At 45.1% G+C, this 26977-nt stretch carries 24 protein-coding genes; 15 read left to right on the top strand and 9 right to left on the bottom strand.

Annotated elements, in window-relative coordinates:
* The first annotated feature begins 79 nt into the window (after positions 1–79).
* The 7 genes from pomA (at position 80) to rlmM (ending at position 7243) form a co-directional block, all read left to right on the top strand.
* Positions 80–844, top strand: coding sequence for a flagellar motor protein PomA (gene pomA / locus A6D97_RS06130; RefSeq protein ID WP_017060778.1), 765 nt, complete (start codon positions 80–82; stop codon positions 842–844).
* Between the two features lie 12 nt (positions 845–856).
* Positions 857–1804: a flagellar motor protein MotB gene (locus tag A6D97_RS06125; protein WP_017060777.1), complete on the top strand. Its 948-nt coding sequence runs from the start codon at positions 857–859 to the stop codon at positions 1802–1804.
* A gap of 318 nt (positions 1805–2122) precedes the next feature.
* A complete protein-coding gene (thiI, locus tag A6D97_RS06120; protein ID WP_017060776.1) occupies positions 2123–3571 on the top strand; it encodes a tRNA uracil 4-sulfurtransferase ThiI in 1449 nt (482 codons plus the stop codon).
* Between the two features lie 671 nt (positions 3572–4242).
* The gene (locus tag A6D97_RS06115) at positions 4243–5151 is read left to right on the top strand and encodes a transcriptional regulator GcvA (protein ID WP_012604639.1); all 909 of its coding nucleotides are present in this window, start codon (positions 4243–4245) and stop codon (positions 5149–5151) included.
* Entirely contained in the window at positions 5144–5767 is a 624-nt protein-coding gene (locus A6D97_RS06110) for an alpha/beta fold hydrolase (RefSeq protein ID WP_017069501.1), read from the top strand. The genes A6D97_RS06115 and A6D97_RS06110 overlap by 8 nt, the downstream gene beginning before the upstream one ends.
* Entirely contained in the window at positions 5757–6155 is a 399-nt protein-coding gene (locus A6D97_RS06105) for a DUF423 domain-containing protein (RefSeq protein ID WP_017069500.1), read from the top strand. The genes A6D97_RS06110 and A6D97_RS06105 overlap by 11 nt, the downstream gene beginning before the upstream one ends.
* Entirely contained in the window at positions 6152–7243 is a 1092-nt protein-coding gene (gene rlmM / locus A6D97_RS06100; RefSeq protein ID WP_017070491.1) for a 23S rRNA (cytidine(2498)-2'-O)-methyltransferase RlmM, read from the top strand. The genes A6D97_RS06105 and rlmM overlap by 4 nt, the downstream gene beginning before the upstream one ends.
* 80 nt (positions 7244–7323) lie before the next feature.
* Here the strand turns inward: rlmM and xni are convergent, their stop codons facing one another.
* The 5 genes from xni to queF form a co-directional block, all read right to left on the bottom strand.
* Positions 7324–8097 carry a flap endonuclease Xni gene (gene xni, locus A6D97_RS06095; protein WP_017069498.1) on the bottom strand — a complete coding sequence of 258 codons (774 nt, stop codon included), beginning with the start codon at positions 8095–8097 and terminating at the stop codon, positions 7324–7326.
* A gap of 93 nt (positions 8098–8190) precedes the next feature.
* On the bottom strand, positions 8191–9555 hold the full coding sequence (gene ppnN, locus A6D97_RS06090; RefSeq protein WP_017060771.1) for a nucleotide 5'-monophosphate nucleosidase PpnN: 1365 nt from the start codon (positions 9553–9555) through the stop codon (positions 8191–8193).
* 243 nt (positions 9556–9798) lie between these two features.
* Complete coding sequence (locus tag A6D97_RS06085; RefSeq protein WP_017069497.1) at positions 9799–11364, bottom strand: GGDEF domain-containing protein; 1566 nt, start codon at positions 11362–11364, stop codon at positions 9799–9801.
* Between the two features lie 118 nt (positions 11365–11482).
* Positions 11483–13741, bottom strand: a complete 2259-nt coding sequence (locus A6D97_RS06080; protein ID WP_065584007.1) for a tetratricopeptide repeat protein — start codon at positions 13739–13741, stop codon at positions 11483–11485.
* A 58-nt stretch (positions 13742–13799) separates the two neighbouring features.
* Positions 13800–14645, bottom strand: a complete 846-nt coding sequence (gene queF, locus A6D97_RS06075; protein ID WP_065584006.1) for an NADPH-dependent 7-cyano-7-deazaguanine reductase QueF — start codon at positions 14643–14645, stop codon at positions 13800–13802.
* A gap of 131 nt (positions 14646–14776) precedes the next feature.
* On the opposite strand from queF, the gene syd reads away from it, so the two are divergent.
* Both syd and A6D97_RS06065 read left to right on the top strand, forming a co-directional pair.
* Entirely contained in the window at positions 14777–15322 is a 546-nt protein-coding gene (gene syd, locus A6D97_RS06070; protein ID WP_017063346.1) for a SecY-interacting protein, read from the top strand.
* Between the two features lie 4 nt (positions 15323–15326).
* The gene (locus tag A6D97_RS06065; RefSeq protein ID WP_017060766.1) at positions 15327–16103 is read left to right on the top strand and encodes a Zn-ribbon-containing protein; all 777 of its coding nucleotides are present in this window, start codon (positions 15327–15329) and stop codon (positions 16101–16103) included.
* A 120-nt stretch (positions 16104–16223) separates the two neighbouring features.
* Here the strand turns inward: A6D97_RS06065 and A6D97_RS06060 are convergent, their stop codons facing one another.
* From A6D97_RS06060 to metN, 3 genes are all read right to left on the bottom strand, one after another.
* A complete protein-coding gene (locus tag A6D97_RS06060) occupies positions 16224–17033 on the bottom strand; it encodes a MetQ/NlpA family lipoprotein (RefSeq protein WP_017060765.1) in 810 nt (269 codons plus the stop codon).
* Positions 17034–17099: 66 nt separating this feature from the next.
* The gene (locus A6D97_RS06055; protein ID WP_017060764.1) at positions 17100–17783 is read right to left on the bottom strand and encodes a methionine ABC transporter permease; all 684 of its coding nucleotides are present in this window, start codon (positions 17781–17783) and stop codon (positions 17100–17102) included.
* Entirely contained in the window at positions 17773–18807 is a 1035-nt protein-coding gene (gene metN / locus A6D97_RS06050; RefSeq protein WP_017060763.1) for a methionine ABC transporter ATP-binding protein MetN, read from the bottom strand. The genes A6D97_RS06055 and metN overlap by 11 nt, the downstream gene beginning before the upstream one ends.
* A gap of 207 nt (positions 18808–19014) precedes the next feature.
* On the opposite strand from metN, the gene gmhB reads away from it, so the two are divergent.
* The 5 genes from gmhB to treC all read left to right on the top strand — a co-directional run bounded on the left by gmhB (position 19015) and on the right by treC (position 24546).
* Complete coding sequence (gene gmhB, locus A6D97_RS06045) at positions 19015–19599, top strand: D-glycero-beta-D-manno-heptose 1,7-bisphosphate 7-phosphatase (protein WP_017060762.1); 585 nt, start codon at positions 19015–19017, stop codon at positions 19597–19599.
* Between the two features lie 112 nt (positions 19600–19711).
* Positions 19712–20053, top strand: a complete 342-nt coding sequence (locus A6D97_RS06040) for an MliC family protein (protein ID WP_017060761.1) — start codon at positions 19712–19714, stop codon at positions 20051–20053.
* A gap of 91 nt (positions 20054–20144) precedes the next feature.
* Positions 20145–21089 carry a trehalose operon repressor TreR gene (gene treR / locus A6D97_RS06035; RefSeq protein ID WP_065584005.1) on the top strand — a complete coding sequence of 315 codons (945 nt, stop codon included), beginning with the start codon at positions 20145–20147 and terminating at the stop codon, positions 21087–21089.
* Positions 21090–21294: 205 nt separating this feature from the next.
* Positions 21295–22719, top strand: a complete 1425-nt coding sequence (gene treB / locus A6D97_RS06030; RefSeq protein WP_206208212.1) for a PTS trehalose transporter subunit IIBC — start codon at positions 21295–21297, stop codon at positions 22717–22719.
* 141 nt (positions 22720–22860) lie between these two features.
* Entirely contained in the window at positions 22861–24546 is a 1686-nt protein-coding gene (treC, locus tag A6D97_RS06025) for an alpha,alpha-phosphotrehalase (RefSeq protein ID WP_065584003.1), read from the top strand.
* A gap of 181 nt (positions 24547–24727) precedes the next feature.
* Here treC and A6D97_RS06020 read toward each other — a convergent pair whose 3' ends face one another.
* Entirely contained in the window at positions 24728–25330 is a 603-nt protein-coding gene (locus A6D97_RS06020) for a YitT family protein (protein WP_017060757.1), read from the bottom strand.
* A gap of 347 nt (positions 25331–25677) precedes the next feature.
* Between A6D97_RS06020 and glyA the strand changes: the two genes are divergently transcribed.
* Positions 25678–26928: a serine hydroxymethyltransferase gene (gene glyA / locus A6D97_RS06015; RefSeq protein ID WP_017066387.1), complete on the top strand. Its 1251-nt coding sequence runs from the start codon at positions 25678–25680 to the stop codon at positions 26926–26928.
* The last annotated feature ends 49 nt before the right edge of the window (positions 26929–26977 follow it).

Raw genomic sequence — 26977 nt, 5'->3', positions numbered from 1 at the left:
TTACTAAAAGATCTTATAGTCTTGCCGATAAAAAGATTATCGTCGACATAGAGCTACAAAAAAGCATGAGGAGTGCTCAGTGGATTTAGCAACCCTAATAGGTTTGATTGGTGGATTTGCCTTTGTAATCATGGCAATGATCCTAGGTGGAAGCCTCGGGATGTTCTATGACACGACATCCATATTGATCGTGGTTGGTGGTTCAACGTTTGTTGTTCTGATGAAGTTCACCATGGGACAGTTCTTTGGCGCGACTAAGATTGCCGGCAAAGCTTTTATGTTTAAAGCGGATGAGCCTGAAGATCTTATTGCGAAAGTTGTAGAGATGGCTGATGCGGCTCGTAAAGGTGGTTTTTTAGCACTGGAAGAGATGGAAATTAACAACAGTTTCATGCAAAAGGGCATCGATCTTTTGGTGGATGGCCATGATGGAGATGTAGTTCGTGCTGCACTGCAAAAAGACATCGCATTAACCACAGAGCGTCATGAGCAGGGCGCGAAGGTGTTCTCTGCATTTGGTGATGTAGCACCCGCGATGGGTATGATTGGTACCTTGGTTGGCTTGGTTGCCATGCTTTCTAACATGGATGATCCAAAAGCGATCGGCCCTGCGATGGCGGTGGCACTTTTAACCACCCTATATGGTGCGATTCTTTCGAACATGGTGTTCTTCCCAATTGCCGACAAGCTTGCGCTGCGTCGTGACCAAGAGACACTCAACCGTCGTTTGGTTATGGATGGCGTACTCGCGATTCAAGATGGTCAGAACCCACGAGTAATCGATGGTTACCTGAAGAGCTACCTAAACGAAGGTAAGCGTACGATTGATGGTGAACCTGCGTAAGAGGAGTTGAAGATGGATGAAGAAAATCCATGTAAATGTCCTCCTCCGGGATTGCCTCAATGGATGGGGACATTTGCTGACTTGATGTCACTGCTGATGTGTTTCTTCGTACTGCTGCTCTCATTCTCTGAGATGGACGTACTGAAGTTCAAACAGATCGCTGGCTCGATGAAATTTGCGTTTGGTGTACAAAACCGCTTGGAAGTGAAAGACATTCCTAAAGGCACCAGCATCATTGCACAAGAGTTTCGACCTGGTCGTCCAGAGCCGACACCGATTGATGTGATCATGCAGCAGACGATTGATATTACGCAGCAAACGCTTGAGTTTCATGAAGGTGAATCTGAGCGTGCTGGCGGTACCATGCGTGATCAAGGCAAGATGACCGGAGGCAAGTCGCCAGAGGTTTCGACTCACGACAATCAAAACTCTGAGTCAGACCAACAGCAACAGCAAGCCGAAGCTCAATCTCAAGAGATGGAAACCTTGATGGAAAGCATCAAGAAGGCGTTGGAGCGAGAGATAGACCAAGGCGCGATTGAAGTTGAAAACCTTGGCCAGCAGATTGTGATTCGAATTCGTGAGAAGGGTGCATTCCCATCGGGTTCTGCTTTCCTACAGCCTAAGTTCCGACCTTTGGTGAGACAGGTTGCTGAGTTGGTGAAAGATGTTCCGGGTATCGTTCGAATCTCAGGGCACACCGATAATCAACGTCTTGATTCCGAGCTTTATCGCTCTAATTGGGACTTGTCATCACAGCGAGCAGTGTCTGTTGCTCAAGAGATGGAAAAGGTGCGTGGTTTCTCTCATCAACGCTTGAGAGTACGCGGCATGGCGGATACCGAGCCAGTCGAGCCGAACGACACTGAATGGCAACGTAGCCTCAACCGCCGCGTTGAAATCAGCATCATGCAGGGCGAGCCGCTTTACAGTGACGAAGTGCCTGTTATTAATGAATAGCCGATACGTGTACACACGGTAGCATGCAGATAGCATCGAAAGCCCAACCTTATAATGAGGTTGGGCTTTTTGTTTGCTGGTCTTCAATGGTTCTCTCTGCGGCATTTATGTCGTTTCGAAACCTGCTACTGTTAATAACAAGCGGTTTAATGATGGTGTTACAGCAAGCACTCTTTTCCTTGCTTCACTTTCTCATGTATAATTCGCGCCCTTAGATTTAGATATGATCTATTCTTGCTTCAAGTGCTGTGTAAATTCTCTAATTTACTTGGCGATGAGCGTTTTCAAAATTTTGAACATTAATGTTGTGAAAGTACTATGAAATTTATTGTTAAGCCCCATCCGGAAATTTTTGTAAAAAGTGAATCGGTGCGTAAGCGCTTCACAAGGATTCTAGAGTGCAACATTCGTAACGTTATTCAACGTCGCTGTGAAAGTGTTGCGGTATTCAACCGTCGCGATCATATTGAAGTGACGTCTGAGAGTGACCAGTACTACGCAGAAGTGTTAGAGGCTCTGACTCACACTCCAGGTATTCACCACTCTCTTGAAGTTCAACAGTCTGAATTCAAAGACTTGCACGATATTTACGAGCAAGTACTAGAACGCAGCCGTGCTGACATTGAAGGCAAGACTTTCTCTGTACGTGCTAAGCGTCGTGGTAAGCATGACTTTACCTCTATTGAACTTGAGCGCTACGTAGGCGGCGGTCTAAACCAAGCAGTTGAGTCAGCGAAAGTTCGACTTAAGAACCCTGATGTAACCGTTAAGGTTGAAGTGGCTAACGACAAGCTAAACCAAGTTCTAGCTCGTCACAAAGGCCTCGGTGGCTTCCCTCTTGGTACTCAAGAAGATCTACTGAGCTTGATCTCTGGCGGCTTTGATTCTGGTGTTTCAAGCTACCTGCACATTAAACGCGGCTCTAAGGTTCACTACTGTTTCTTCAACCTTGGTGGCCCAGCGCACGAGATTGGTGTTAAACAAGTGGCTCACTACCTATGGAATAAATACGGCTCATCTGCAAAGGTGAAGTTCATTTCTGTAGACTTTGAACCTGTGGTTGCTGAAATCCTTGAGAACGTTGAAGATGGCCAAATGGGCGTTGTTCTTAAGCGTATGTTCATGCGTGCTGGTGGTATGGTTGCAGAGCGTTTCGGTATCGAAGCACTAGTAACGGGTGAAGCTCTTGGTCAGGTTTCTAGCCAAACGCTAACTAACCTGCGTCATATCGACAACGTGACGGACACTTTGATCCTTCGTCCACTGATCAACTGGGATAAAGAAGACATCATCGACCTTTCTCGTATCATCGGTACTGAAGACTTCGCTAAGGTAATGCCTGAGTACTGTGGTGTTATTTCTAAGAAGCCAACAGTGAAAGCGAAGAAAGGCAAACTGGAAGCAGAAGAAGCTAAGTTTAACTTTGAAGTGCTGGATCAAGTGATCGAGAACGCTCGTGTTATGGATATCCGTGACATCGAGAAAGAGAGCCAAGAGCAAGCGCCTGAAGTTGAACAAGTTCAAGCTGTTGCTGAGCACGCTATCGTTCTTGATATCCGTAGCCCAGAAGAAGAAGACGAAAGCCCATTAGAGATCGAGGGTGTTGAAATTAAACACATCCCATTCTTCAAGCTTTCGACTCAGTTTGGCGACCTAGACCAAGCGAAAGAGTACTTGCTGTACTGTGACCGTGGTGTAATGAGCCGTCTACAGGCACTTTACCTACAAGAGCAGGGCTTCCATAACGTTAAGGTTTACCGCCCATAGTGGTGTGTTGACCAAGCGTTAATCATTTTGCAAAGCCGTTTACTGAAAAGTAAGCGGCTTTTTTATTTTCTATTGTGAATGATTTACAGTAGTCAGACAGAGGCGTGAGTTTGGGCGTGCTATCGTCATGCTCAGCTTTGAAATTTTTGATTGATAGAAAGAGTGTGTTCTAAACGGGTTTATAAGTACCGAAGAAGTGTGAGTATCTTGAAGTATTCTGTTACTTTTTAGTGCAACTCAATGGTGCTATTTGTATGTGTTCAGTTGATTATTTGAGTGGGTGTCTGATTCTGTGATTGGCGATGAAAAATAATAAAGATTAATTAGCACAGCTATTGATAAACTTGTTGTTACATTTCTTTGCACATAAAAAAACACCGCCCATAAGGCGGTGTAAACAAATTTGACAGACAGGTCAAAATAAATACAGGAAGTACATGCCTCGTTTCAGTATAAACTGCAACAAAACATTTGGTAGAACTCTACCCAACTCGAAAAGAACGAGTTTGCAAACACAACATCGCAGGAGCTAAGCCAATTGATTCTAGAGAGAATCAAGCCGTTCAGGCTAGCTGCTGCGGGATGAAATATAGAATTTCTCTGGCTGCTAGGCAATGGACAAATTATAATGTTTCAGATAAAAAAAACTAATGCTTATTTAGAGAGTAACTATGTCTCGTCGATTACCCCCATTAAACTCGCTAAGAGTGTTTGAAGCTGCAGCTCGACACTTGAGTTTTACGCGTGCTGCAGAAGAGTTGTTTGTTACTCAAGCGGCAGTCAGTCATCAGATCAAAGCGCTTGAAGAATTCTTATCTTTGAAGCTGTTTCGCCGAAGAAACCGCTCTTTGCTGCTAACTGAAGAAGGTCAAAGCTACTTCTTAGATATCAAAGATATTTTCACATCACTAGCAGAAGCGACAGACAAAGTGCTGGAGCGAAGTGAGAAGGGCGCATTGACCATCAGTTTACCGCCGAGTTTTGCTATTCAATGGTTGGTACCAAGGCTCGCTGACTTTAATCAGCAAGAGCCTGATATTGATGTAAGAATCAAAGCCGTTGATATGGATGAAGGCTCGCTAACCGATGATGTAGACGTCGCTATCTATTATGGCCGAGGTAATTGGTCGGGGCTTAGAGCCGATAAGCTTTACCAAGAATACTTGATCCCTCTTTGCTCACCTTCCGTGCTGCTAGGAGTAAAACCATTAGAATCTCTCAGTGATTTAGCATGTCATACGCTATTGCATGATACTTCTCGAAAGGATTGGAAACAGTTCGCTAAGCAAAATGGTATCGATGGGGTAAACGTTAATCACGGCCCTATCTTCAGTCACTCAACCATGGTGCTGCAGGCAGCGGCTCACGGCCAGGGCATTGCTCTGGGTAACAACGTGTTGGCGCAGCCTGAAATCGAAGCGGGTCGTTTGATTGCGCCTTTTGATGAAGTGTTGGTGAGTAAGAACGCCTTCTATGTGGTTTGTCATGAGAAACAAGCCGACATGGGTCGTATTGCTACCTTCCGCGACTGGATGCTAGCGAAAGCGCAAAGTGAACAAGAGGACTTACTTGATGAATAACCTCATCATTGATGGTGAAGACAACCCAATAACCTTTATCTTTGCACATGGTGCTGGCGCAGGTATGGATCATGAGTTCATGCAGTCGGTAGCAAAAGGGTTGGCGTTTAAAGGGATACGAGTGATTCGTTTTAATTTCCCTTACATGATCAAACGTGCTGAAGATGGTAAGCGTCGTCCACCTGATCGAGCCCCTAAACTGCTCGAAGCTTACCAAGATATTATCGGACAGGTAGATGCCGATAAGCTTGTGATTGGCGGTAAGTCGATGGGAGGACGTATGGCGAGCCATTTGTCTGAAGTTGATAAGGTGGCTGCAATGGCCTGTTTAGGCTTTCCTTTCCATCCGCCAGGCAAACCAGAGAAATACAAAGGTGAGCACTTGGCTGAGTTAGCAAAGCCGTGTCTTATTCTGCAGGGTGAACGTGATACCTTTGGTAAGCGAGAAGAGTTTGCTGATTTCGACCTGTCGGATTCGATTCGTGTTGAGTTTATTCCTGATGGCGATCACAGCTTTAAGCCTCGTAAGAGCTCTGGCTACACCGAACAGCAGAACATAGCGTTAACCGTTGAGAAACTATCGGCGTTTATCAAAGAGGTGCTTAATGAGAAGTAAGTATTTACTCACTTTTGCAGGTATCTCTGGCGCAATAGCCGTAATGCTAGGTGCCTTCGCCGCTCACGGGTTAAAAGCTGTCTTGCCAGAGTATCTGCTAGGCGTGTTTGAGACAGGTGTTCAGTACCAGTTTATCCATACACTAGCAATATTGGCGTGTGGTGCTCTGCTACAGATGAAACTTGGTGCTAAATCACAAAAATATTTTTTCATTGCGGCAATTTGCTTTATCATCGGCATCCTTTGTTTTAGTGGCAGCCTTTATGGCTTAGCACTGACAGGAATAAAATGGTTTGGCCCTATAACACCGTTTGGTGGTCTACTATTTATCATTGGTTGGGGAGTCTTCTCCTTCGCTGCTTTGAATATAAAAGAGGTAACTCAGTGAAACACGTACTACTTTATTGTCGCTCTGGTTTTGAAAAAGAATGTGCTGGCGAAATTCAAGACAAGGCAACACAACTGGAAGTGTTTGGTTTTCCTCGCCTAAAGAACAATACAGGTTTTGTATTGTTTGAATGTTACCAAGCAGGTGAAGCGGACAAGTTGATCAAAGAGATCGATTTCCAATCACTGATCTTTGCTCGTCAAATGTTGGCAGTGGCTGTTGAAATTAAAGACCTGCCAACCGATGACCGTATTTCTCCAATTCTTGAGGCGCTTTCTGAGAAAGAAGGTTTCCCTCGTTGTGGTGATATCCGTATCGAAACGCCAGATACTAACGAAGCAAAAGAGCTTTTGAAGTTCTGCCGTAAATTTACCGTGCCGATGCGTCAAGCTATGCGTGGTAAAGGCCTGATGACTGCGAAAGATAACGCTAAGAAGCCTGTGCTTCATTTATGCTTCATCGCTCCGGGCCACTGTTTTGTTGGTTACTCTTACCCAACGAATAACTCCCAGTTCTTTATGGGTATCCCTCGTCTGAAGTTCCCATCAGATGCGCCAAGCCGTTCTACATTGAAGCTAGAAGAAGCATTCCACGTATTCATCCCTCGTGATGAGTGGGACGAGCGTTTGGCTCCAGGTATGTGGGGTGTTGATTTAGGTGCATGTCCAGGTGGTTGGACTTACCAATTGGTTAAGCGCTCGATGTTCGTTCACTGTGTTGATAACGGCATGATGGCAGACAGCCTAATGGAAACAGGTCAAATTAAGCACCACATGGTGGATGGCTTTAAGTTTGAACCAGACCGTAAGAACGTAACTTGGATTATCTGTGACATGGTTGAGAAGCCAGCTCGTGTTGCTCACCTTATGGGTGAGTGGATCATCAAAGGCTGGGCGAAAGAAGCACTGTTCAACCTTAAACTGCCTATGAAAGGCCGTTACGATGAAGTACTGCAAGATATCGAGAACCTAAAAGTGTTCCTGATTGAGAACAAAGTGAAGTTCAAGATGCAGGCTAAGCACCTTTACCACGATCGCGAAGAGATCACGGTCCACATTCAGGCGCTTTCAAACATCTCACCGCACTAATATTTACGTTAGTGTGTCAGTGATAAAAAATGCTCCTTTAAGGGGCATTTTTTGTATCAATATTATCGAGTCACAGCGACTTAAGCGTTTGCTTCGTAACGAATATCTTGCAGGTTGAACCCTAAATCAATATCGGTTTTGAGTGCCGATACTTGCTTACATACACGAGCGGATTCGATGTGTTCGTCGAACTTCTTACGATATTTTTTCGGCAGATCTTCTGCTTGATAGGCCGCTTCGATATCTGGGTAAGTGGTCAATATCTCTTTGGCTGCTTTTGGCCCGATACCTGGGATGCCCGGTACTTGGCTTGAGCTTACGCCCGTTAATCCCCAGTAATCCGCCAGTTGTTCAGGTTTAACGCCAAACTCAGCTTCGATAAAGGGTTTATCTAACCAGCGGTGCTGGAAGTAATCTCGGATCTGAAGCGTTGGTGACAACAGTTGGCAGTAGCCCTTATCCGTCGAGACGATGGTGACGGTTTCTCCGTGGTCAGCCACTTTCTTTGCCAGTGTTGCGACGAGATCATCCGCTTCATCGCCATCAGACAGCAGTGAATCAATGCCTAACTCCCACCAAGCTTGTTGAATAGCATCAAGGCCTTTCATCAATGGTTCTGGCATGGGTTTACGATTCTGCTTATAAGCAGGAAGCACATCTGCGCGCCAGCCACGGTCTTGTAAATGGTGATCAAATACTGCGATGATGTGGGTGGGCTTTGATTCATTCAGAATCTTATTGAGAGTGCGAATTGTGGTGGTAATGGTTCTTGCTATATCGGTTGGATCCGGCTGAACAGAGTGCACGCGTCGGATGAGGTTTAAGGCATCGATAATAACAAGATGGATAGACATAAGTTTCCACTAAATAGGCAATAAAAAAGGGGCTGCTAGCCCCTTATAGTAACGTATCACTTGGTGAGTTGAAACGTTGGTAACGTAAACGCCTTAATCACGTGAGGCGATTTTATAGCAAGGCACGTAGTCGGTCCCTCCCGGTAACTTCATTCGATGTTGCTCAACAAAGTCATTCAGCAGTTGGTCCATCTTGGTCATTAGCTCTTTGTCGCCATCAATTAGGAATGGGCCGTGCTTCTCGATCTCCAGAATACCCTCTGCTTTGACGTTACCAGCCACAATGCCTGAGAACGCTTTACGTAAATTAGCGGCTAGGCTTTCTGTTTTTTGGTCCATATGAAGATCAAGCGCCGCCATAGATTCGTGTGTTGGGTCGAATGGCAGTTGGAACTCAGGCTCAATATGCAGTGACCAGTTGTAGCTGTAGGCATCACCGGTCTCTTTACGGTGAGAACGCACATCTGGCATCGCTTGTTTCATGATTTTCGCAGCGCGTGCTGGGTCATCAATCACGATCTCGTAATGTTTCTGCGCATCAGGCCCTAGAGTTTCCCCAATGAACTTATCGATTGAGCGGAAGTAAGCCTCACTCTCTTTCGAGCCCGTTAACACAATCGGCATTGGTTGTTCGGCGTTATTCGGGTGCATCATGATCCCTAAGATGTACAGCAGCTCTTCCGCCGTGCCGGGGCCGCCTGGGAAAATGATGATGCCATGCGCCATACGAACAAAAGCCTCAAGACGCTTCTCAATATCTGGCATGATCACCAGTTCGTTCACGATTGGGTTTGGTGGCTCAGCCGCAATGATCGAAGGCTCGGTAAGCCCAAGATAACGATGATCGGTGTAACGCTGCTTCGCGTGACCAATGGCAGCCCCTTTCATTGGGCCTTCCATTGCACCCGGTCCACAACCGGTACAGATATTCAGTTCACGGAGGCCGAGCTCATTACCGACTTCACGAGTGTATTGGTATTCGCTGGCATTAATAGAGTGACCACCCCAACATACAATCAGGTTAGGCTCGATGCCTGGCGTCAACGCACCTGCATTTCTCAAGATACCAAACACAAGGTTAGTAATGTGAGTGGCATTAGTCAGGTTGAGCCTTTGGTTATCGGCTAAGTGCATGTTGACGTAAACAATGTCACGCAGCACTGAAAATAGGTGCTCTTGAATACCCTTGATGATTTCACCATCGACAAAGGCATGCTCTGGTGGGTTGCTTAGTTCGAGCTTAATACCACGCTCACGGCGAACGACTTCGACATCGAACGACAGATATTTGTCGAGCAACTCTTTGGAGTTGTCGGTATGGCTACCCGAGTTCAGGACCGCTAACGTACAGTTGCGATACAGTTGGTACAGATCACTAGACGCGGTTTTCTTAAGACGCTCAACCTCAAGTTGAGAGAGTAAATCCATGCTACCGGCAGGGCTGATATGAGTGATCATAGTGCCTCCTTGTTGAAAAGAGCAGGGGACGTTGAAGTGACCCTCTGGCTCGAGAGTGAGAAGCAAACGTTGAAAGTGTTTGGTTAAAGGTAGGAGAGAGTTAACCAGACGAAACGGATACGACAGCGTTGCTTGCCATGAATGCTTGTTAAGCGAATGTTAATCATTAGCTTAGCAAACATTGAGGGAAATGGTATGTGATAAGTATTTGAAAAAATGAAATAAATTAAATCTAGGGCTGGCCTAGTGCCAAACAAGTTGGTTGGTACCGCGTTGTTTTGCTTTATTTAGAGTCTTATTGAGTCGCTCTAGCACTTCTTCAGGTGTATCTGACTCTTTAAACTGAGTACTTGCCGCGCATAAAGTGATCGTGATTTGCTGGTCACGGAATTTAAAGGGCAGGCGACTTACTTGAGTTTGAATGTTCTGAATCACCTGATGGCAATATTCATCGGTTTGCTCTGGCAGCAATAACACAAACTCTTCACCTGAAAAACGTGCCACAGTATCGGTGGTGCCTGCTTCTTTGGTAATAGTTCTTGCGATGATCTTGAGTGCTTTGTCGCCCGCGGTGTAACCAAAGCTATCGTTAATTGCTTTGAAGTTGTCGATGTCGAGCAGTACTACGCGTAGCGAGTGTTGCGCGCGGATCCAGCGGCGATACTCAAGCTCTAAGCGATCAGTAAAGGCAGTGCGATTGTAAACCTTGGTTAGAGGATCAAGCAGCATACGCTGAGCCTGATCTTCCAAGCGCTTACGGTAATCTTGCGTCACTTCATAGAGTGAATCTAACTGAGTCTTTCCGTAACTCATTCTCTCTATCAGAGCTTGTTCTTTTTGCTCTGCGTGGTTCAGCCTTTCCGAAAGAGAGGCGATTTCACTGAGTAGCGGATTAATCGACAGCTTTAAACTATCAATATCTTTCGCTTTATCTACCGAGCTTTGGCTTCTAGTGACTAGTTCATTTAACTCAGAGTTTAGACCTTGTCGGTGCTCAAAGTAGCTCTGGCTCTGGTCGGCATTTTGGTCTGCCGTTTTGATGCTGGACGCTAAAGAAGAATTAAGCTGATCGATGAATTGTTCAGACTTCTTACGTTCTAGGTTGGTGCCTTCAATAACCAGTTTGAGGATCTGAAGTGTTAGCTCAAGTAGGTTTTGTGTGGAAACACCAAGCAGCAGCTTCGCTCGAATATCGGTAAGCAGATCACCCGATTCACCCTCGAAGTCGAGTTCAGTGATCAGATGTTGTAGTTCGTTTGATAGGTCGGAAAGGAGCTCTTGTTCCGGAGAGTGCGCAGCGTCAGCAAAATGGGTGCGTGAGTTATTCGCCATAATCTTTATGGCACGCTCATAAATACCGAGAAGTTTCATGGCGTGGTCGACTTTCTGACTGCCATTGCATTCGGAGAAGCTAAGTAAGTTTCGTAGGTCGCGTTTGAGCTGTGCTGGAAGGCCAGTTATGCGCTGCAGCGTTTCCCCACTGTGCTTAATGCTATCGTCCAGATACCCGTTCTGTTTATCCATAGCCAACGTTTTCTGCTTAAGCATCCTTTCTAATACTGCCAGTTTTGGGATCATTGAGCTAATGTCTTTTTGCTTTTCTAGCTCTTCCCTAAGGGCAATGAGGTTTTCATCTAAATGGCTGTTACTACCAACACATGCATCACTTAAAGACGTGACGATACGCTTTAGAACTTTCTGTTCTCTAATAAACTTGAATGAGGTGTCTCTTTGCGTCAAACGGACCTGCTCCAACTGAGATTTCAGCTGGTGGAGTTGCGCCTGAATGTCTTTTTCAAGAATGCCCATAGATGTATTTATTAGCGCCGCGTAGACCGATCTCGATCATTTTGATGAAATTCCGTTACATCGATAATAACAAAACTAAAAATAAGGTCACGACTTGCTGCTCTTAACCGCTCGCAAATCAGTCATCTTTTAGCATTTTTTTGATGTTGTCCTCATTCTGGTACGAGGATTGTATTTTTATTAACCCTTGATTAATCGCATGTTTACACGCTTCTCTTATGTTACCAGTTGCAAGGCTCGCTGCTGGTGCATTATCGATAGCTTTTAGATAGACCCATTGGCTACTGCGCTCTTTGAGACTGATCTCACGGGCGAGATTGGTCGACATCAACAATACGTCGAGCAGCTCTTGATCGTTAATTGCGGTGTAAGCGCGTGGCAAGAATGGGTAGTCAGCGATGCCCATACGGACCGTTCGGTTGATGTTTCGCTCTGTTTCGAAGTCATTCACCCAAGACTGAATCTTTCTGAACATGTCCTCAGGCGACAAATCACGGTCCGCGTTTGGCTCGATATAAAGCAGGTTCGCATCCGAGAAGTGGTAGACACGAGCTGGGCCTTCAAGCTTAGATTTTAGGAATTCACCGAAAGCGTCTTCCAGTTCTAGACCGGCTTTGTAACCGTTCTGCGTGTACATATTGCGTAAGAACGGTAAATCAATCATCACGAAGCGTAAGCGGTCGTTGAGTGGCTCATGAATCAATTCGCCAAGTTGCCACTGTTCGAAGGTCTGGCTGGTTTGTTCTAGCGAATTGGACAGCTTGGCATTCAGCATTCTGAGGTTCGGGAGCTTAGATCGTGAGTGCGTAAACAGGTCTGTTCGTAGTGAGTCGACTTCTTTGGCTAAGGTTTGAATGAGGTAGCCACGGCGAAGCACAAAGAAGAACAAGATAATACTGAACAAGAATAGGGCGAACGATATTTTCTGGAACTTGCGATGCTCTAGTTTGTACTTTTCTAGCTCTTGCGCTTGGCCTGCGTAGTGCAGGGTTTGTTCGGCAAATTCTTTCTGTTGACGGAACGCGTCTTCGCCAACACGGTTGAGTTTTTGCTGCTCTAGAGAGACAAGGCTGTTGTATTGCTTGAGGTTTGCCAATGCTTGCTGTGGACGACCTGCCTGTTCATAACCCAAAGAAAGTAAGTAGTACGAGCGTTGTGAAAGGCGCATGTTCTCTATCTGGCGTGAGATCTCAAGTGCACGTGTCGCATGCTTTATCACGTCTTCGCTTTCTTGTAGGTGATACGCTAACCCTGCAGATAACAGTGCAGCACGGCCTTCCAGCTTTGGAATGTCGGTATATTCCAGCAGCTCAAGGGCACGGGTTAGGTACTGTTCTGCTAGAGGGTAGTTATAAAGGCGTAAGTAGGTCGCCGATAGACTTAGTCGGATATCAATGACTTGGTGGATATCTCGGTCAGTGCTTTCGTGATCAAGAACGTTGAAGAAGTGTACCAAGGCAAGGTTATATTTCCCTTGATAGAAGTACACATCCCCCATTTTCTTAAGCACTTGTGCTAAGACAGGCGAGTTTTCAAAGTTGTCATAGAAATCAGCGGCTTGAGATAGGTGTTCTAACGCTTTATCCAACACTTGGCGCTCAAAGAAAAGCTGCGCAAGTAGGCGGTTGACCTTGGCCAAACGTGAACTTAGATTGCCCTCTACTGATTTCCAGTAGCCATACAACAACTCGGATAACGCGTGGTTGTACTCTTTGTGAGTCAGATAAAACTCGCCGACGGAGATATGGTAGTCGATGGTGACTTTTTCAGAGTAACGTTGATCGAGATAGGTTTTGGCTTCTTGATAGAACTTTTCGGCTTCATCGATCTTGTTGTCGTAAGAGGCGATGTCGGCTTTCAACATGATCAAGCGATAGGTAATGCCTTCCGTTAAGCGTAAGGTTTTATTCACCGACTCTAGATTTGTTTCAATGTTAGTGAGCTCTGATTTTGCTTTGGCTGATTTTCTATCACTCAGCCAAAGTAAGCGAACTTTTAGGATCTGAAGATCTATTTTTAGGTAATCAAGCTTATAGGTTTGCGCTAGCTCGGAGGCTTTGTCGATGTGCTGAATCGCAATACGCATATTGCCAAGGTTGTATTCCGCTTTGGCTAAGATCTTATACGCATCGATACTGCTGTTTGGTGTTCGAATCGAGGAGTCTGTCTCTTCGCGAGAAATAGCTGAAGGGCTTTTCTCGCGTTGATCAGAAAGGACACGCAGCGTTAGGTAGCTGTTGGCCATTTGTTTTGCTTGGCTCGGATCGATCTCAACCAAATTATTGGCTTCATTGAGTAGCGCCGACGAATAAACCGACGCATTGACCGATGTGCTTAAGCTTAAAATAAATAGACTAACAACGTATAACCAACGCATTTCAATGTCCCTTTAAAGATTTGGTAGGTTCAAATAAGTGTGGGTGGTTCTCGCCTGATTATTGGCGAGCCATACGCTTATTGTGGCTTGGTCTATCTTGCTCTGTTGAACGGTATGGGTTGATATCCAGACCACCACGACGTGTGTAACGTGCGAACACAGTTAGCTTCGAAGGTGCACAGTATTTCATGATGTCAGTGAAGATACGCTCAACACATTGTTCGTGGAATTCATTGTGCTCACGGAAAGAAACTAAATAGCGTAGCAGAGCTTCACGGTCAATTTGCTTACCAGAATATGCGATCTCAACGCTGCCCCAATCCGGTTGATTGGTGATCAAACAGTTCGACTTCAATAGGTGGCTGTGCAGTGTTTCTTCAACGTCTTGTTCGCCAGCAGCGCCTTCAAGCAGCGACGCTTCAAAATCATAGCTAGTGATTTGGATATCTTGGTTGTCGATACAGTCACCCTCCATCGTCACGATAGGTTGGTTCGTGTAGTCGGTTACTGAGTTTACATTCACAATCACAGGTTCGCCTGCACATGCAGACAAATCTTGGGTCAGGCGCTCGGTTACTTGATCCCAGTTTTCAAATTGAGTCTGGTTATAGCTGTTTAGGTACAGCTTGAAAGATTTTGATTCAATTAAATTTTGGCTGGTGGCTGGGATGAAAACTTCGCCCACCGCTACTTGTGGTAGACCATTGGTGTTTAGCCACGAAAGCTCGTACATCGTCCAAATATCATGACCAACAAAAGGCAGCTCGCCGTTTAGCGCAAGATCATCGCGATTAAGGCTACGAGGTACTGGCTGCAATAAACTTGCATCGTATTGGTTAGAGTACTCAGTTTTTTGGCCAAGGGTTAAACCCGCTAGCTCTTTTGCGTCAGAATATTTGCTCATACTTTCGTTTCAAATTCGATTAGAATGGGGTCGATTTTACTGAATCCCCCTTACCCTGTCATTAAGTCATCGCTTAATCGGCGCGGAAAGGGCTCGGATTCTATTTATTATTTTGTGTTTAGGAGATTTTCATGACTCAACGTGCTCAAGACGCACTACTTTCTTTTAGTCAGCGATACGTTGACGCGTGGAAGCAGAAACACCAAAGCTTACCTCGTAATGAGGAGTTGGTGGACATCGTATCGCCATGCGTAGAAGAAAAGAGTGGCGATGCCGTGTTGTGGAAGCACTATCCACGTGAGCAATTCGCGGATTTCACCAACGTTGAAACCGGTATTGAGTTGACTCTGCATGAAGACATCAAAACTTTCTACGGCGCACAATTCAGCGCAGATATGAACGCAACTTTCGATGGTAACGAATTGACTCTGTTACAGATTTGGAGTGATGAAGACTTCGAATGCCTACAAGAAAACATTTTGGGTCACCTAGTAACTCAGCGTCGCTTGAAGCTAAAACCAACGGTTTTCATTGCCGCGACCGATGCTGAGCTGGATGTTATCTCTATCTGTAACCTAACGGGTAACGTGATTTTGGAGCGCTTAGGTACCAAAAATCGTGATGTGCTCGCCGAGACATTGGCAGAATTTTTAGAAAAGCTACAACCAGCGGTATAAATAGATGTACGTACTAGAACTTCAATTTGAGTGTTTTGATAACACAACGGTAAGCGCTGTCGACAAGGCGGTTAATGGCTTAATGGATGCACTTCGTTATAACGGACAAGTGTTAGGTCGTGAGTTCCCAATCGTGATGGGCGATGGGGAATTCTATGTTCGCGTTGTGTGCCCGGAGCAAGATAGCTTGCACCCGCGGAATCACTCAGACTTTGTGAAAGTGTGTTTTGATCGCTTGTCTAACGCGAGCCTACTAGCGCCTAAAATGCGTTTGCTAGGTCGAGATCTGAACTCAGAAGAAGTGGCAGAAGATGAAACACCAAGCTGGCAGGTGTTATACACGACATTCGTGCACACCTGTTCACCGCTGCGTAGTGGCGATAGCTTGCTACCAATCCCTTTGTATCGCAATCCACCTACCTTCAATGGCGACCATAAAGCCGTGTTGAAATGGCAGACCGAATGGCAAGCCTGTGATGAAGTACAAATGGGTGGTGGTTGTCGCGCGGAACATGCAACGCTAACCGAGATCAGTGACACGAAGAGTGTGCTGTTTAAACGCGGTTGGGGTCTAAGAGGGCGCATTGAGTATCTGACTAAGGTTCCAACCTACTACTACTTATACCGTGTCGGTGGGATCAGCCTGAAAGATGAAAAAGAGCGCAAATGCCCGCAATGTGGTGGTGAATGGCTGCTAGATGCGCCTATCCACGATATTTTCTATTTCAAGTGTGATGACTGCCGATTGGTGTCAAATATCTCTTGGGATCACCTGAAGTAATCGACTTTGTTTCGCTTAAATCTGAGATGCTTTACTTTCTAGCAAATCTTTATCATTAAAAAAGGGGCTGACGTTATGTCAGCCCCTTCGGGTATCTATACAGTGCTGTCGTTTAGTTGATTACCAACCTTTAACGACGCCACCTTGGAAGATGTCAGAAGCTGCGTTGTACACTTCTTCAGTTTGGTAAGCTTTAACGAAGTTTTGTACGTTTTCAGCGTTTAGGTTGTCTTCACGAGAAACGATTAGGTTTACGTAAGGAGAATCTTTGTCTTCAACGAATACGCCATCTTTTTGTGGAGTCAGGTTGATAGAGCTCGCGTAAGTTGTGTTGATGATAGATAGAGCAACATCATCAAGAGAACGTGGCAGTTGAGCTGCGTCTAGTTCAACAATCGTTAGGTTCTTAGGGTTACCCACGATGTCGCGAACTGTAGCTAGAAGACCTGCGCCTTCACGAAGTTCAAGAAGACCTTGTTGCTCAAGAAGAAGTAGAGAGCGACCTAGGTTTGTAGGGTCGTTTGGTACAGCAATACGAGCACCGTCTTGGATTTCGTCTACCGATTTCACTTCTTTAGAGTAACCCGCAATTGGGTAAACAAACGTGTTACCAGCGATAGTTAGCTTGTAGCCACGGTCAGCCACTTGCTGATCTAGGTACGGTGCGTGTTGGAATGCGTTGATGTCGATAGAACCATCATCTAGAGCTGCGTTTGGTGTTACGTAATCCGTGAAAGTAACCAGTTCAACGTCTAGGCCGTATTTCTCTTTCGCTACTTTAGCTGCCACTTCAGCAACTTGCGCTTCTGCACCTGCCATTACGCCAACTTTTACTTTAGAAGTATCCACTTCTTTATCGCCACAACCTGCTAGAACTAGCGCTGAAGCTGCTGCTGCGATAGTTAGTAAACCTTTAAGGTTAAATTTCATAATAATCTCCTTTTAATAAATCTATTTAATTAGGTTCAGACGACTCTACTCTTTATGTGTGAGTCTTTATCTGTGGTCAACACGGCGAACTAATGAATCACCGATTGATTGAATAATTTGTACCAGCACAATCAACATCACTACTGTCACAGCCATGATGGTCACATCGTAGCGGTGGAATCCGTAACGAATCGCGACATCACCTAGGCCACCTCCGCCTACAGTACCGGCCATTGCTGAGTAGCTCACCAGAGTCACTAGCGTAATCGTTACTGAGTTGATGATAGTCGGTAGTGCTTCTGGAAGCAGAACCTTATTGATGATTTGTGTTGGTGTTGCGCCCATTGATTGGGCCGCTTCCACTAGACCTGTTGGTACTTCAAGTAGTGCACTTTCGATAAGTCGAGCCACGAATGGGATAGCGCCAATCGTCAGTGGAACAATCGCTGCTGTTGTACCGATGAAGGTACCAATCAGCATCTTAGTCAGTGGAATAATCGCAACCATCAAAACTAAGAAAGGTACTGAACGACCCACGTTCACAATCGCACCTAGAATCTTGTTTACTTTGGTGTTCTCTAACAGGCCACCTTTTTTAGTCGTATGCAGAATCACGCCTAGTGGAATACCGACCGCGAAGCCAACAATGCCTGCAACAGCAACCATGTAAAGCGTTTCGCCTGTTGCGCCTAATAGAAGGTTACCGTTAAGGCTGATCCAGTCAGCAATCTCGTTGAAACTAAAGGACATAACCAAGCACCTCTACTTTTACATTGTTGTCGCGTAGGAATTGGATAGCAGCATTATCATCTGCTTCATTACCGAACAGTTCAGCGACCATCATGCCGAACTTCACGCCACCGGCGTAATCAAGGTCAGAACTTAAGATGCTGACATCGATATTGAATTTACGTGCGATTTGCGTCATTAGCGGAGCATCAACCGTTGCACCAGTAAACTCAAGACGCACCAGCGGGTAGCTGCTGTTTACGCGAGTCTCTTGCAAACGTGCTTGGTAATCTTCAGGGATCGTCAGATCCAACGTTGAGCGAATAAACTGATGCGCTAGCTCTGTCTTCGGATGAGCAAAGATGTCACCGACTGTACCTTTCTCTACCAATTCACCGCCGCCAATGATCGCAACCTCGTGACAAATGCTTTTAACCACATCCATCTCGTGTGTAATAAGCAGGATAGTGATGTTCAGCTTGCGGTTGATTTCACGCAGCAGCTCAAGGATAGATTGAGTTGTTGCTGGATCCAATGCGCTGGTGGCTTCATCACATAGCAGTACTTTCGGGTCAGAGGCCAGTGCGCGAGCAATCGCCACACGCTGCTTTTGACCACCACTTAGGTTTGCCGGGTAGGTGTCACGCTTATCAGCAAGGCCAACCAGTTCAAGTAACTCGCTGACTTTCGCTTCAATAATCGCTTTATCTTTACCAGCAAGTTCTAGAGGCAGTGCTACATTGTTAAATACAGTACGAGAAGACAGCAGGTTGAAGTGCTGGAATATCATGCCGATGTTACGGCGCGCTTCGCTAAGTTCTGATTTGCTGAGTTTTGTTAGGTCGATACCATCAACAATCACTTCACCCGAAGTCGGGGCTTCCAACATATTTACACAGCGGATTAGGGTACTCTTGCCTGCACCTGAAGAGCCGATGACTCCAAAGATTTGACCTTGAGGAATGTGGAGGTTGATATCAATTAAGGCATTGATTTCTTTAGTGCCTTGATAAAAAACCTTATTGACTTGATTCACTTTAATCATAGAGAAACCCGTGCAGGTAGAACAGAATAATATGTCGATAGCTCGCTCGATTTACAGACGATGCTATGGTGTTCTATGATCTAAGTCAATAGATATTTTTACGTCTAGACGGCTAAACGTCGATTGTATGGCTAAGCTAGAAACAAATCGTTAACGAACGCAAAACTAAATAGATAGTGATGAAGCAAATAAAGCGTGTAATAATTAATGATTAATAGAGAGTTGATAGAGAACAAAATTTTGTCTAAACCTGCTGTTTTTTTAGATCGTGATGGAGTGATTAACGTTGATCACGGCTACGTACATGATGAGCATGACTTTGAATACATCGATGGTGTGTTTGAAGCGGCGAAAGCGTTTAAAGATATGGGTTATTTATTGGTGCTAGTGACCAACCAATCTGGTATTGCTCGCGGCATGTTTAGTGAAGACCGTTTTCTTTCTTTAACGCAGTGGATGGATTGGAACTTTGTTGATAATGGTGTCGAGCTCGATGGCATTTATTACTGTCCTCACCACGCTGAGCACGGTATTGGTGACTACAAGCAAGATTGTGAATGTCGTAAGCCAAAGCCAGGCATGTTCATTTCTGCTCGTGACTTTCTGAAGATTGATATGGCTAACTCGGTCATGATCGGCGATAAAGCGGAAGACATGATGGCTGCAGAAGCAGCAGGTGTTGGTACTAAAGTCTTGGTAAGAACGGGTAAACCCATCACTGAAAAAGGTGAAGCGTTGGCTAGCGTGGTACTTGATAGCATTAAAGACGTACCCGCTTTCTTAAAAGGCTAAACGTTTTATTTATCACTAAGGTATGGACCTATCATTAGGCACTTACATTAGGTTTGTTCGAACCTGTGAATAGGCTAAGTGTCGTTGACTATATAAAGATGAGGAACGAAGTATGAAAGCTATGTTGGTAGCATCTCTATGTACAGTAGCATTGGTTGGGTGCTCTAAATCAGCAGCCCCTGAGACTGATAGCGCAACATCGAATGATCAATTCGCGACTTATCAATGTGAGTCTGACGTCTCGTTTGATGTGTCTTACCTTGATAATGAAAAAGCGGTACTACGCTTGCCTGATAATGAATACCGCCTGACTCAAGTTCCAGCGGGCTCAGGAACCAAATACATCTTAGATGATGGCACTTCAGAGATGATTAACAGCATCACTTTGCGCACGAAAGGTGACAATGCGCGTCTAGAACTTGGTCGCGTAGTCTATCGAAATTGCCAAAAGTAAGTCATAGTAAGAACTGCTAGTATTTACAAACAGTTAAGTGAGGGAATCTACCCTCACTTTTTCTTCTCTTCCCTTTAACGTTAGACTTTTTATGAGCAAAAAACTCACTATTCTTGATATTGCAAAGCTGTCCGGTGTTGGTAAGTCAACCGTATCACGCGTTCTGACCAATGATCCAAAAGTGAAACCTGAAACCCGTGAAAGGGTAGAAAGAGTAATTCAAGAATCTGGGTACACGCCTTCAAAGTCTGCGCAATCGATGCGCGGTGGCAGCCAAAAAGTCATCGGCGTAATCATTTCTCGTCTGGACTCTCCTTCTGAAAACAAAGCGGTAAGTACGATGCTGGCCGAGTTGTATCGAGCGGATTACGATGTCGTGATCATGGAAAGCCAACTTGATAGAGATAAAGCCAATGAGCACCTGCAAGTTCTAAAGCGTCGTAACGTTGATGGCATTATTGTATTTGGTTTTACTGACTGCGATATTCCGGCAATCGAAGCTTGGGAACACAAAGCGGTGGTGATTGCTCTGGATACCGAGAACGTGACGTCGATTAACTATGATAACCAACAGGTGATCAATAGTGCGTTGGTGCATTTATCGGATCAAGGGATCTCTGACGTTGGTTTTATCGGGGTTGATCCTAGTGATAAATCAACCGGTGAACTGCGTCTTAAGGCTTATCTCGATTGGTGTGAAAACACAGGTTCAGTGGCAAACTATCGTACTGGTCAACTTCATCACGAAAGTGCTTATCAGCTGGTGGATGAGGTGTTAACTCCCGCGACTCAAGCGATCGTTTGTGCCAGTGATACGCTGGCTCTTGGTGTAATCAAGCGTCTGCAAGAACTACAACGTGAAGATGTGGTCGTCACTGGCGTTGGTGGTAATGATCTTCTCTCTTTCTTATTCCCACGAGTATTTAGCATTGATCCTGGTTACCAATCTGCAGGTAAGTTGGCTGCTAATCTATTGATCTATCAGCTTTTAGGCAATTCAGAGATCTCTCATCATACGCAATCTCCTATTCTATAATCCACTCAATTAAGCGAAATTGAACGGCTTAGATTAAAATTAGAGTGTGATCTCTTTCAATTAATGGGATTGTTCCCATTTTAATTTATCATTCATACGGGCATTATAATAATCGTGATTGGGAATGTTCCCATAAATCTAAGTCTGAGTGATTATAGCTTGCATGGTTTAGATGAGTAATTGAATGAAACCAGGGTGGGGTAGTATGAGTAAGATAGCGAAGCAAGACGTTGCGCGTCTTATCGAGTTAGTCGGTGGTAAAGAAAACATTGCGAGTGTCAGCCACTGTCTGACTCGACTGCGTTTTGTATTGAACGATACAGAGCAGGCCAATAAAGTTGAACTCGAAAAACTGAAGCTAGTAAAAGGCTGTTTTACTAACGCAGGCCAATTCCAAGTTGTGATTGGCACTGAAGTTGATGAAGTGTACGCACTTCTGATTGAACAGACAGGTAAAGAGGCATCATCAAAAGATGAGGCGAAGCTGGCTGCTCGTCAAAATATGAACTTCCTTGAGCGTGGTATCTCCCATTTAGCCGAAATTTTTGTACCACTGCTGCCTGCCATCATTACAGGTGGTTTGATTCTTGGTTTCCGTAATGTGATTGGCGACATTCGCATGTTCGACGGCAAAACCTTAGTTGAAATCAGTCAATTTTGGGCAACCGTTCACTCTTTCTTATGGTTGATCGGCGAAGCTATTTTCTTCTTCCTACCGGTTGGTGTGTGTTGGGCAACGGTTAAGAAACTCGGCGGAACCCCTATTTTGGGTATCACGCTCGGTGTGACCTTGGTTTCACCACAACTCATGAACGCATACATGATAGGTAAATCGGTACCTGAGGTATGGGATTTTGGACTGTTTGTGATTGAGAAGGTCGGTTATCAGGCTCAGGTGATCCCTGCAATGTTAGCGGGTGTGGCTTTGGCGTTCATTGAAACCAATCTTAAGCGCATCGTCCCAGCTTACTTGTACCTAGTGGTTGTGCCATTTGTATCGATTATTTTGTCTGTGATTCTAGCGCACGCTTTCATTGGCCCATTCGGTCGTATGTTAGGCGATGGTGTGGCATTCGCGGCTAAAGCGGCAATGACAGGTGATTTTGCGATTCTTGGTTCAGTGGTATTTGGCTTTCTTTACGCACCTTTGGTTATCACGGGTATTCACCACACAACCAACGCCGTGGATCTGCAATTGATGCAAGACTTAGGCGGCACACCAATCTGGCCTTTGATTGCACTATCAAATATTGCACAAGCATCGGCAGTAGTGGGCATCATTATCTTGAGTAAGCGTGAAGGTGAACGAGACATCTCGGTTCCTGCAGCAATCTCAGCCTACTTAGGTGTAACAGAGCCTGCGATGTACGGTATTAACCTTAAATACAAATTCCCAATGCTCAGCGCAATGATTGGTAGTGCTGTTGCAGCCGCAATCTGTGGCAGCGCAGGTGTGATGGCGAATGGTATCGGTGTTGGCGGCTTGCCGGGCATCCTATCGATTCAACCTCAATATTGGTCGATTTACCTAGTCGCGATGCTGGTGGCGATAGTACTGCCTATCACGTTAACCCTGTTCTTCTACAAGCGAGCCCAATCAAAGGGTGAGTTAGAAACCGCGAACGCGTAATGCATTTAATAAGCGATGATTCCAAAGTGAGCCATCGCTTTTTCTCTTAGTTATAGCTTTTTCTTTTAGTTATAACGGCTATTCGACCATGATTCACATGGTGATTTTTATTTTATATTTTCTGGTAAGTGAGTGTTAGAGATGGCGATGACTGAGCATGATGAAAGTTGGTGGAAAACCGCAACCATCTATCAAATCTACCCAAAGAGCTTTTGTGATAGTGGCAGTAAAGGTACTGGCGATATCAAAGGGATCATTTCAAAACTGGATTATCTTAAACACTTGAGTGTGGATGCAATTTGGTTAACCCCAGTTTACGCATCCCCAATGATCGATAACGGCTACGATATTTCAGATTACTATGCGATTAACCCGCAATTCGGCACCATGGAAGACTTCGACCTATTGCTGGCTGAAGCGCACCAACGTGGTATCCGTATCGTGATGGATATCGTGGTAAACCATACCTCAACAGAACATGCGTGGTTTCAGTCTGCATTGGGTGACAAAAACAGCCCATACCGCGACTACTACATATGGAAAGATCCAGTAAACGACCAAGCACCAACCAACTGGCAGTCTAAGTTCGGTGGTAATGCATGGGAAATGGATGAGGCGACTGGGCAATACTTCCTACACCTGTTCGCCAAAGAACAGGCTGACCTCAACTGGGAGAACCCGGTTGTACGCGAAGAAGTGAAAGACGTTATTAGCTTCTGGGCAGAAAAGGGCGTTGATGGTTTCCGCTTGGACGTGATCAACCTGATTTCGAAGCAGCAAGACTTCCCTAATGATGATATTGGCGATGGTCGCCGTTTCTATACCGATGGCCCACGAGTACACGAATATCTGAAAGAGATCAGCGAAGCGGTATTCCAGAAATACGGCAGCGTGACCGTAGGCGAGATGTCTTCAACTACGTTGGAACATTGCCAGCAATACTCAAACGTTGATAACAGCGAGCTATCGATGGTGTTTAACTTCCATCATCTCAAGGTCGATTACACCAATGGTGAGAAGTGGACCAATGCGCCATTCGATTTCTTACAGCTCAAATCGATCTTTAACCACTGGCAAACGGGATTGAATGGCAAAGGGTGGGGCGCACTATTCTGGTGTAACCACGACCAACCAAGAGTGGTGAGCCGCTTAGGTAACGATCAGCAATATCGCGTTGAATCAGCCAAGATGCTCGCCGCTTCTGTGCATATGATGCAGGGCACACCTTATATCTATCAAGGTGAAGAGATTGGCATGACCAACCCTGGCTATACTGAAATTAGCCAGTATCGTGATGTTGAGAGTACCAATATGTACGACATCATGGTGAACCGTGATGGTGTAGCTCATCAAGATATGATGGCGATTTTAGCGCAGAAGTCTCGTGATAACTCTCGTACACCAATGCAATGGAACAGTGAGCCTTACGCAGGATTCTCACAAGCTCAGCCATGGCTTGATGTAGCGAATAATTACTCTGAGATTAACGCTGAGCAAGCACTTGAAGACAGAGACTCTGTTTTCTATTTCTATAAGAGTTTGATTGAGTTACGTAAACAAGTGCCAGTGATTACGGATGGCAGCTATCAAGATCTATTGCCTGATCACTCATCCATTTTTGCATATGCACGTGAGAACGAAGGGCAAACCTTGCTGTGTATTAACAACTATTATGGTGAAGAGGCGGAGTGCGTTTTACCGGAACGTTTTGATATGACTAAGGCGAAGAGTCTGTTGTCTAACTATCAACAAGCGAACACTTCAGTTGCATTACATCATCAAGTCTTACGTCCTTACGAGACTCGTATTCTCTTGATTGAAGGTTAACCTTGTTTCATTTTAAGAAGCTTGATTCTTATTCCCCTTAAAGGATTGGGCTTCTACAAAGGCTTTGGAGTGCTCCCCAAAGCCTTTTTTGTTTTAGTGATGGCTGGAATATCGTGCCTCGAGTCTACTTGCGAGAAGTTTGAGCATCGAGTGCCAGCAACGACAGAGCAGGTAATGAACTCTAAGACGCGTAATTCACCGAGTAGCGAGTTGGTTTGTGGTTCATTGCCAATACGATGTTCAATACTGCGGTGCCTAATACAGAAACGGCAATCACCCAAGGTGACACGAAGAAGAAGGATGCAAACAGAATACATGCATCAATACCCATTTGTGTTTTACCTACCGAGATACCGTAGCGGTCTTGGATAAACAAGCACAGTACGTTGAAGCCACCCAGACTTGAGCGGTGACGGAATAGGATTAGCATACCTAAGCCCATTAGTAAGCCGCCGGCAACAGCACAATAGATCTCGTTATGAACTTCTAGCGAGATAACTAAGTATAAATGATCGGCAAACACAGACACTAAAGCACCAGAAATCGCACTGCTAATAGCAAAGCTACGGCCGAATCGTTTCCATGCTAATAAATAGAATGGACAATTGGCAACAAAGTACAAAATACCAAAGGTTACAGGCAAGAATTGACTCAAAAGCAGAGCCAAGCCAGTAGTGCCCCCGGTAAGCAGGTTCGCTGACTGTAAAAAGAAGACGCCTAACGCCACTAAAAACGTGCCAGTGAGAATCGCTACCCAATCTTCTTTACGTGAGTGTTTTTCCATCGTTTTTATAATTACCTAACCAATAAAGGCGTGCATAGTAGAGAAAAACCTTAGCTTTCGGTAGCTTGAGGGGCAAAATTAAGGTAAACCTATGTAATCTGCGTTTTACAGGGTGTAAAGCGTAAAATTGACAGTAAGCGCCATCTTTGGTTGGATAAGCCAAATAACCATGATGAATCTTATTTGTGATTATGAAAAAACTGCATGATAAAATTGCAATTAGCTCTTTATGACCTAGATCAAATTATGTAGAATGCGTCACATCAAAACGGTGACGGAAACGTTTGCTTTCGGTCGTTGTGTGGTTTTTTTGAAACTTTCAGTACAATCTGAGTCAGGAGATACAGATGCTTAAGCGTGACATGAACATTGCTGATTACGATGCGGATCTATTCGCAGCTATCCAAGAAGAAACTCTTCGTCAGGAAGAGCATATCGAACTTATCGCTTCAGAAAACTACACAAGCCCACGTGTAATGGAAGCTCAAGGTTCTCAGCTAACAAACAAATACGCTGAAGGCTACCCAGGCAAGCGTTACTACGGTGGTTGTGAGTACGTAGACAAAGTTGAAACTCTAGCAATTGAACGTGCATGTGAACTATTTGGTGCAGAGTACGCAAACGTACAGCCTCACTCAGGTTCTCAAGCAAATAACGCTGTATACATGGCACTACTAAATGCAGGCGATACGGTTCTAGGTATGAGCCTAGCACACGGTGGTCACCTAACTCACGGTTCTCCAGTAAACTTCTCTGGTAAGCTTTACAACATCATCCCTTACGGTATCGATGAAGCGGGTCAAATCGATTACGAAGAGATGGAAAAGCTGGCTATCGAGAACAAGCCTAAGATGATCATCGGTGGTTTCTCTGCTTACTCTCAAATCTGTGATTGGAAGCGCATGCGTGAAATCGCTGACAAAGTAGGTGCTTACCTGTTCGTAGATATGGCTCACGTAGCAGGTCTAATCGCTGCAGGCGTTTACCCGAACCCAGTGCCACACGCTCACGTAGTAACTACAACGACGCACAAAACGCTTGCGGGTCCTCGTGGTGGTCTAATCCTTTCTAACGAAGGCGAAGATCTTTACAAGAAGCTGAACTCAGCAGTATTCCCAGGCGGCCAAGGTGGTCCTCTAATGCACGTTATCGCTGGTAAAGCAGTAGCGTTCAAAGAAGCTCTAGAGCCAGAGTTCAAAGAATACCAAGCACGCGTTGTTGCTAACGCAAAAGCAATGGTTGCTGAATTCCTAGCTCGTGGTTACAACATCGTTTCAGGTTCTACAGAGAACCACCTGTTCCTAGTTGACCTAATCAACAAAGACATCACAGGTAAAGAAGCAGATGCAGCACTAGGTGCAGCAAACATCACTGTAAACAAGAACTCAGTACCAAACGACCCACGTAGCCCATTCGTTACTTCAGGTATCCGTATCGGTTCTCCTTCTATCACTCGTCGCGGTTTCTCAGAAGCAGACGCGAAAGAGCTAGCAGGTTGGATCTGTGACATCCTAGATAACATGGGTGATGAGTCTGTTATCGAAGCAACGAAAGCAAAAGTATTAGAGATCTGTAAGCGTCTACCTGTTTACGCTTAATTTTTCTTCGTAGTAATTTGAACTTCGTTGTCGAGCATGCTCACTTACA

Source organism: Vibrio sp. ZF57, assembly GCF_001691235.1.
In the GTDB taxonomy this organism is placed as follows: domain Bacteria; phylum Pseudomonadota; class Gammaproteobacteria; order Enterobacterales; family Vibrionaceae; genus Vibrio; species Vibrio crassostreae_C.
This window is presented reverse-complemented; position numbering and strand designations above follow the sequence as displayed.

Bases quoted from the DNA above. Each gene is read 5' to 3' on its own strand.
- A6D97_RS06060 (WP_017060765.1), bottom strand. From the start codon at position 17,033: ATGAAATTTAACCTTAAAGGTTTACTAACTATCGCAGCAGCAGCTTCA.
- queF (WP_065584006.1), bottom strand. From the start codon at position 14,645: ATGAGCAAATATTCTGACGCAAAAGAGCTAGCGGGTTTAACCCTTGGC.
- A6D97_RS06065 (WP_017060766.1), top strand. From the start codon at position 15,327: ATGTACGTACTAGAACTTCAATTTGAGTGTTTTGATAACACAACGGTA.
- gmhB (WP_017060762.1), top strand. From the start codon at position 19,015: ATGATTAATAGAGAGTTGATAGAGAACAAAATTTTGTCTAAACCTGCT.
- treR (WP_065584005.1), top strand. From the start codon at position 20,145: ATGAGCAAAAAACTCACTATTCTTGATATTGCAAAGCTGTCCGGTGTT.
- A6D97_RS06125 (WP_017060777.1), top strand. From the start codon at position 857: ATGGATGAAGAAAATCCATGTAAATGTCCTCCTCCGGGATTGCCTCAA.
- A6D97_RS06020 (WP_017060757.1), bottom strand. From the start codon at position 25,330: ATGGAAAAACACTCACGTAAAGAAGATTGGGTAGCGATTCTCACTGGC.
- treC (WP_065584003.1), top strand. From the start codon at position 22,861: ATGGCGATGACTGAGCATGATGAAAGTTGGTGGAAAACCGCAACCATC.
- A6D97_RS06110 (WP_017069501.1), top strand. From the start codon at position 5,144: ATGAATAACCTCATCATTGATGGTGAAGACAACCCAATAACCTTTATC.
- A6D97_RS06105 (WP_017069500.1), top strand. From the start codon at position 5,757: ATGAGAAGTAAGTATTTACTCACTTTTGCAGGTATCTCTGGCGCAATA.
- A6D97_RS06055 (WP_017060764.1), bottom strand. From the start codon at position 17,783: ATGTCCTTTAGTTTCAACGAGATTGCTGACTGGATCAGCCTTAACGGT.
- A6D97_RS06040 (WP_017060761.1), top strand. From the start codon at position 19,712: ATGAAAGCTATGTTGGTAGCATCTCTATGTACAGTAGCATTGGTTGGG.
- glyA (WP_017066387.1), top strand. From the start codon at position 25,678: ATGCTTAAGCGTGACATGAACATTGCTGATTACGATGCGGATCTATTC.
- xni (WP_017069498.1), bottom strand. From the start codon at position 8,097: ATGTCTATCCATCTTGTTATTATCGATGCCTTAAACCTCATCCGACGC.
- thiI (WP_017060776.1), top strand. From the start codon at position 2,123: ATGAAATTTATTGTTAAGCCCCATCCGGAAATTTTTGTAAAAAGTGAA.
- syd (WP_017063346.1), top strand. From the start codon at position 14,777: ATGACTCAACGTGCTCAAGACGCACTACTTTCTTTTAGTCAGCGATAC.
- ppnN (WP_017060771.1), bottom strand. From the start codon at position 9,555: ATGATCACTCATATCAGCCCTGCCGGTAGCATGGATTTACTCTCTCAA.
- A6D97_RS06115 (WP_012604639.1), top strand. From the start codon at position 4,243: ATGTCTCGTCGATTACCCCCATTAAACTCGCTAAGAGTGTTTGAAGCT.
- treB (WP_206208212.1), top strand. From the start codon at position 21,295: ATGAGTAAGATAGCGAAGCAAGACGTTGCGCGTCTTATCGAGTTAGTC.
- A6D97_RS06080 (WP_065584007.1), bottom strand. From the start codon at position 13,741: ATGCGTTGGTTATACGTTGTTAGTCTATTTATTTTAAGCTTAAGCACA.
- metN (WP_017060763.1), bottom strand. From the start codon at position 18,807: ATGATTAAAGTGAATCAAGTCAATAAGGTTTTTTATCAAGGCACTAAA.
- A6D97_RS06085 (WP_017069497.1), bottom strand. From the start codon at position 11,364: ATGGGCATTCTTGAAAAAGACATTCAGGCGCAACTCCACCAGCTGAAA.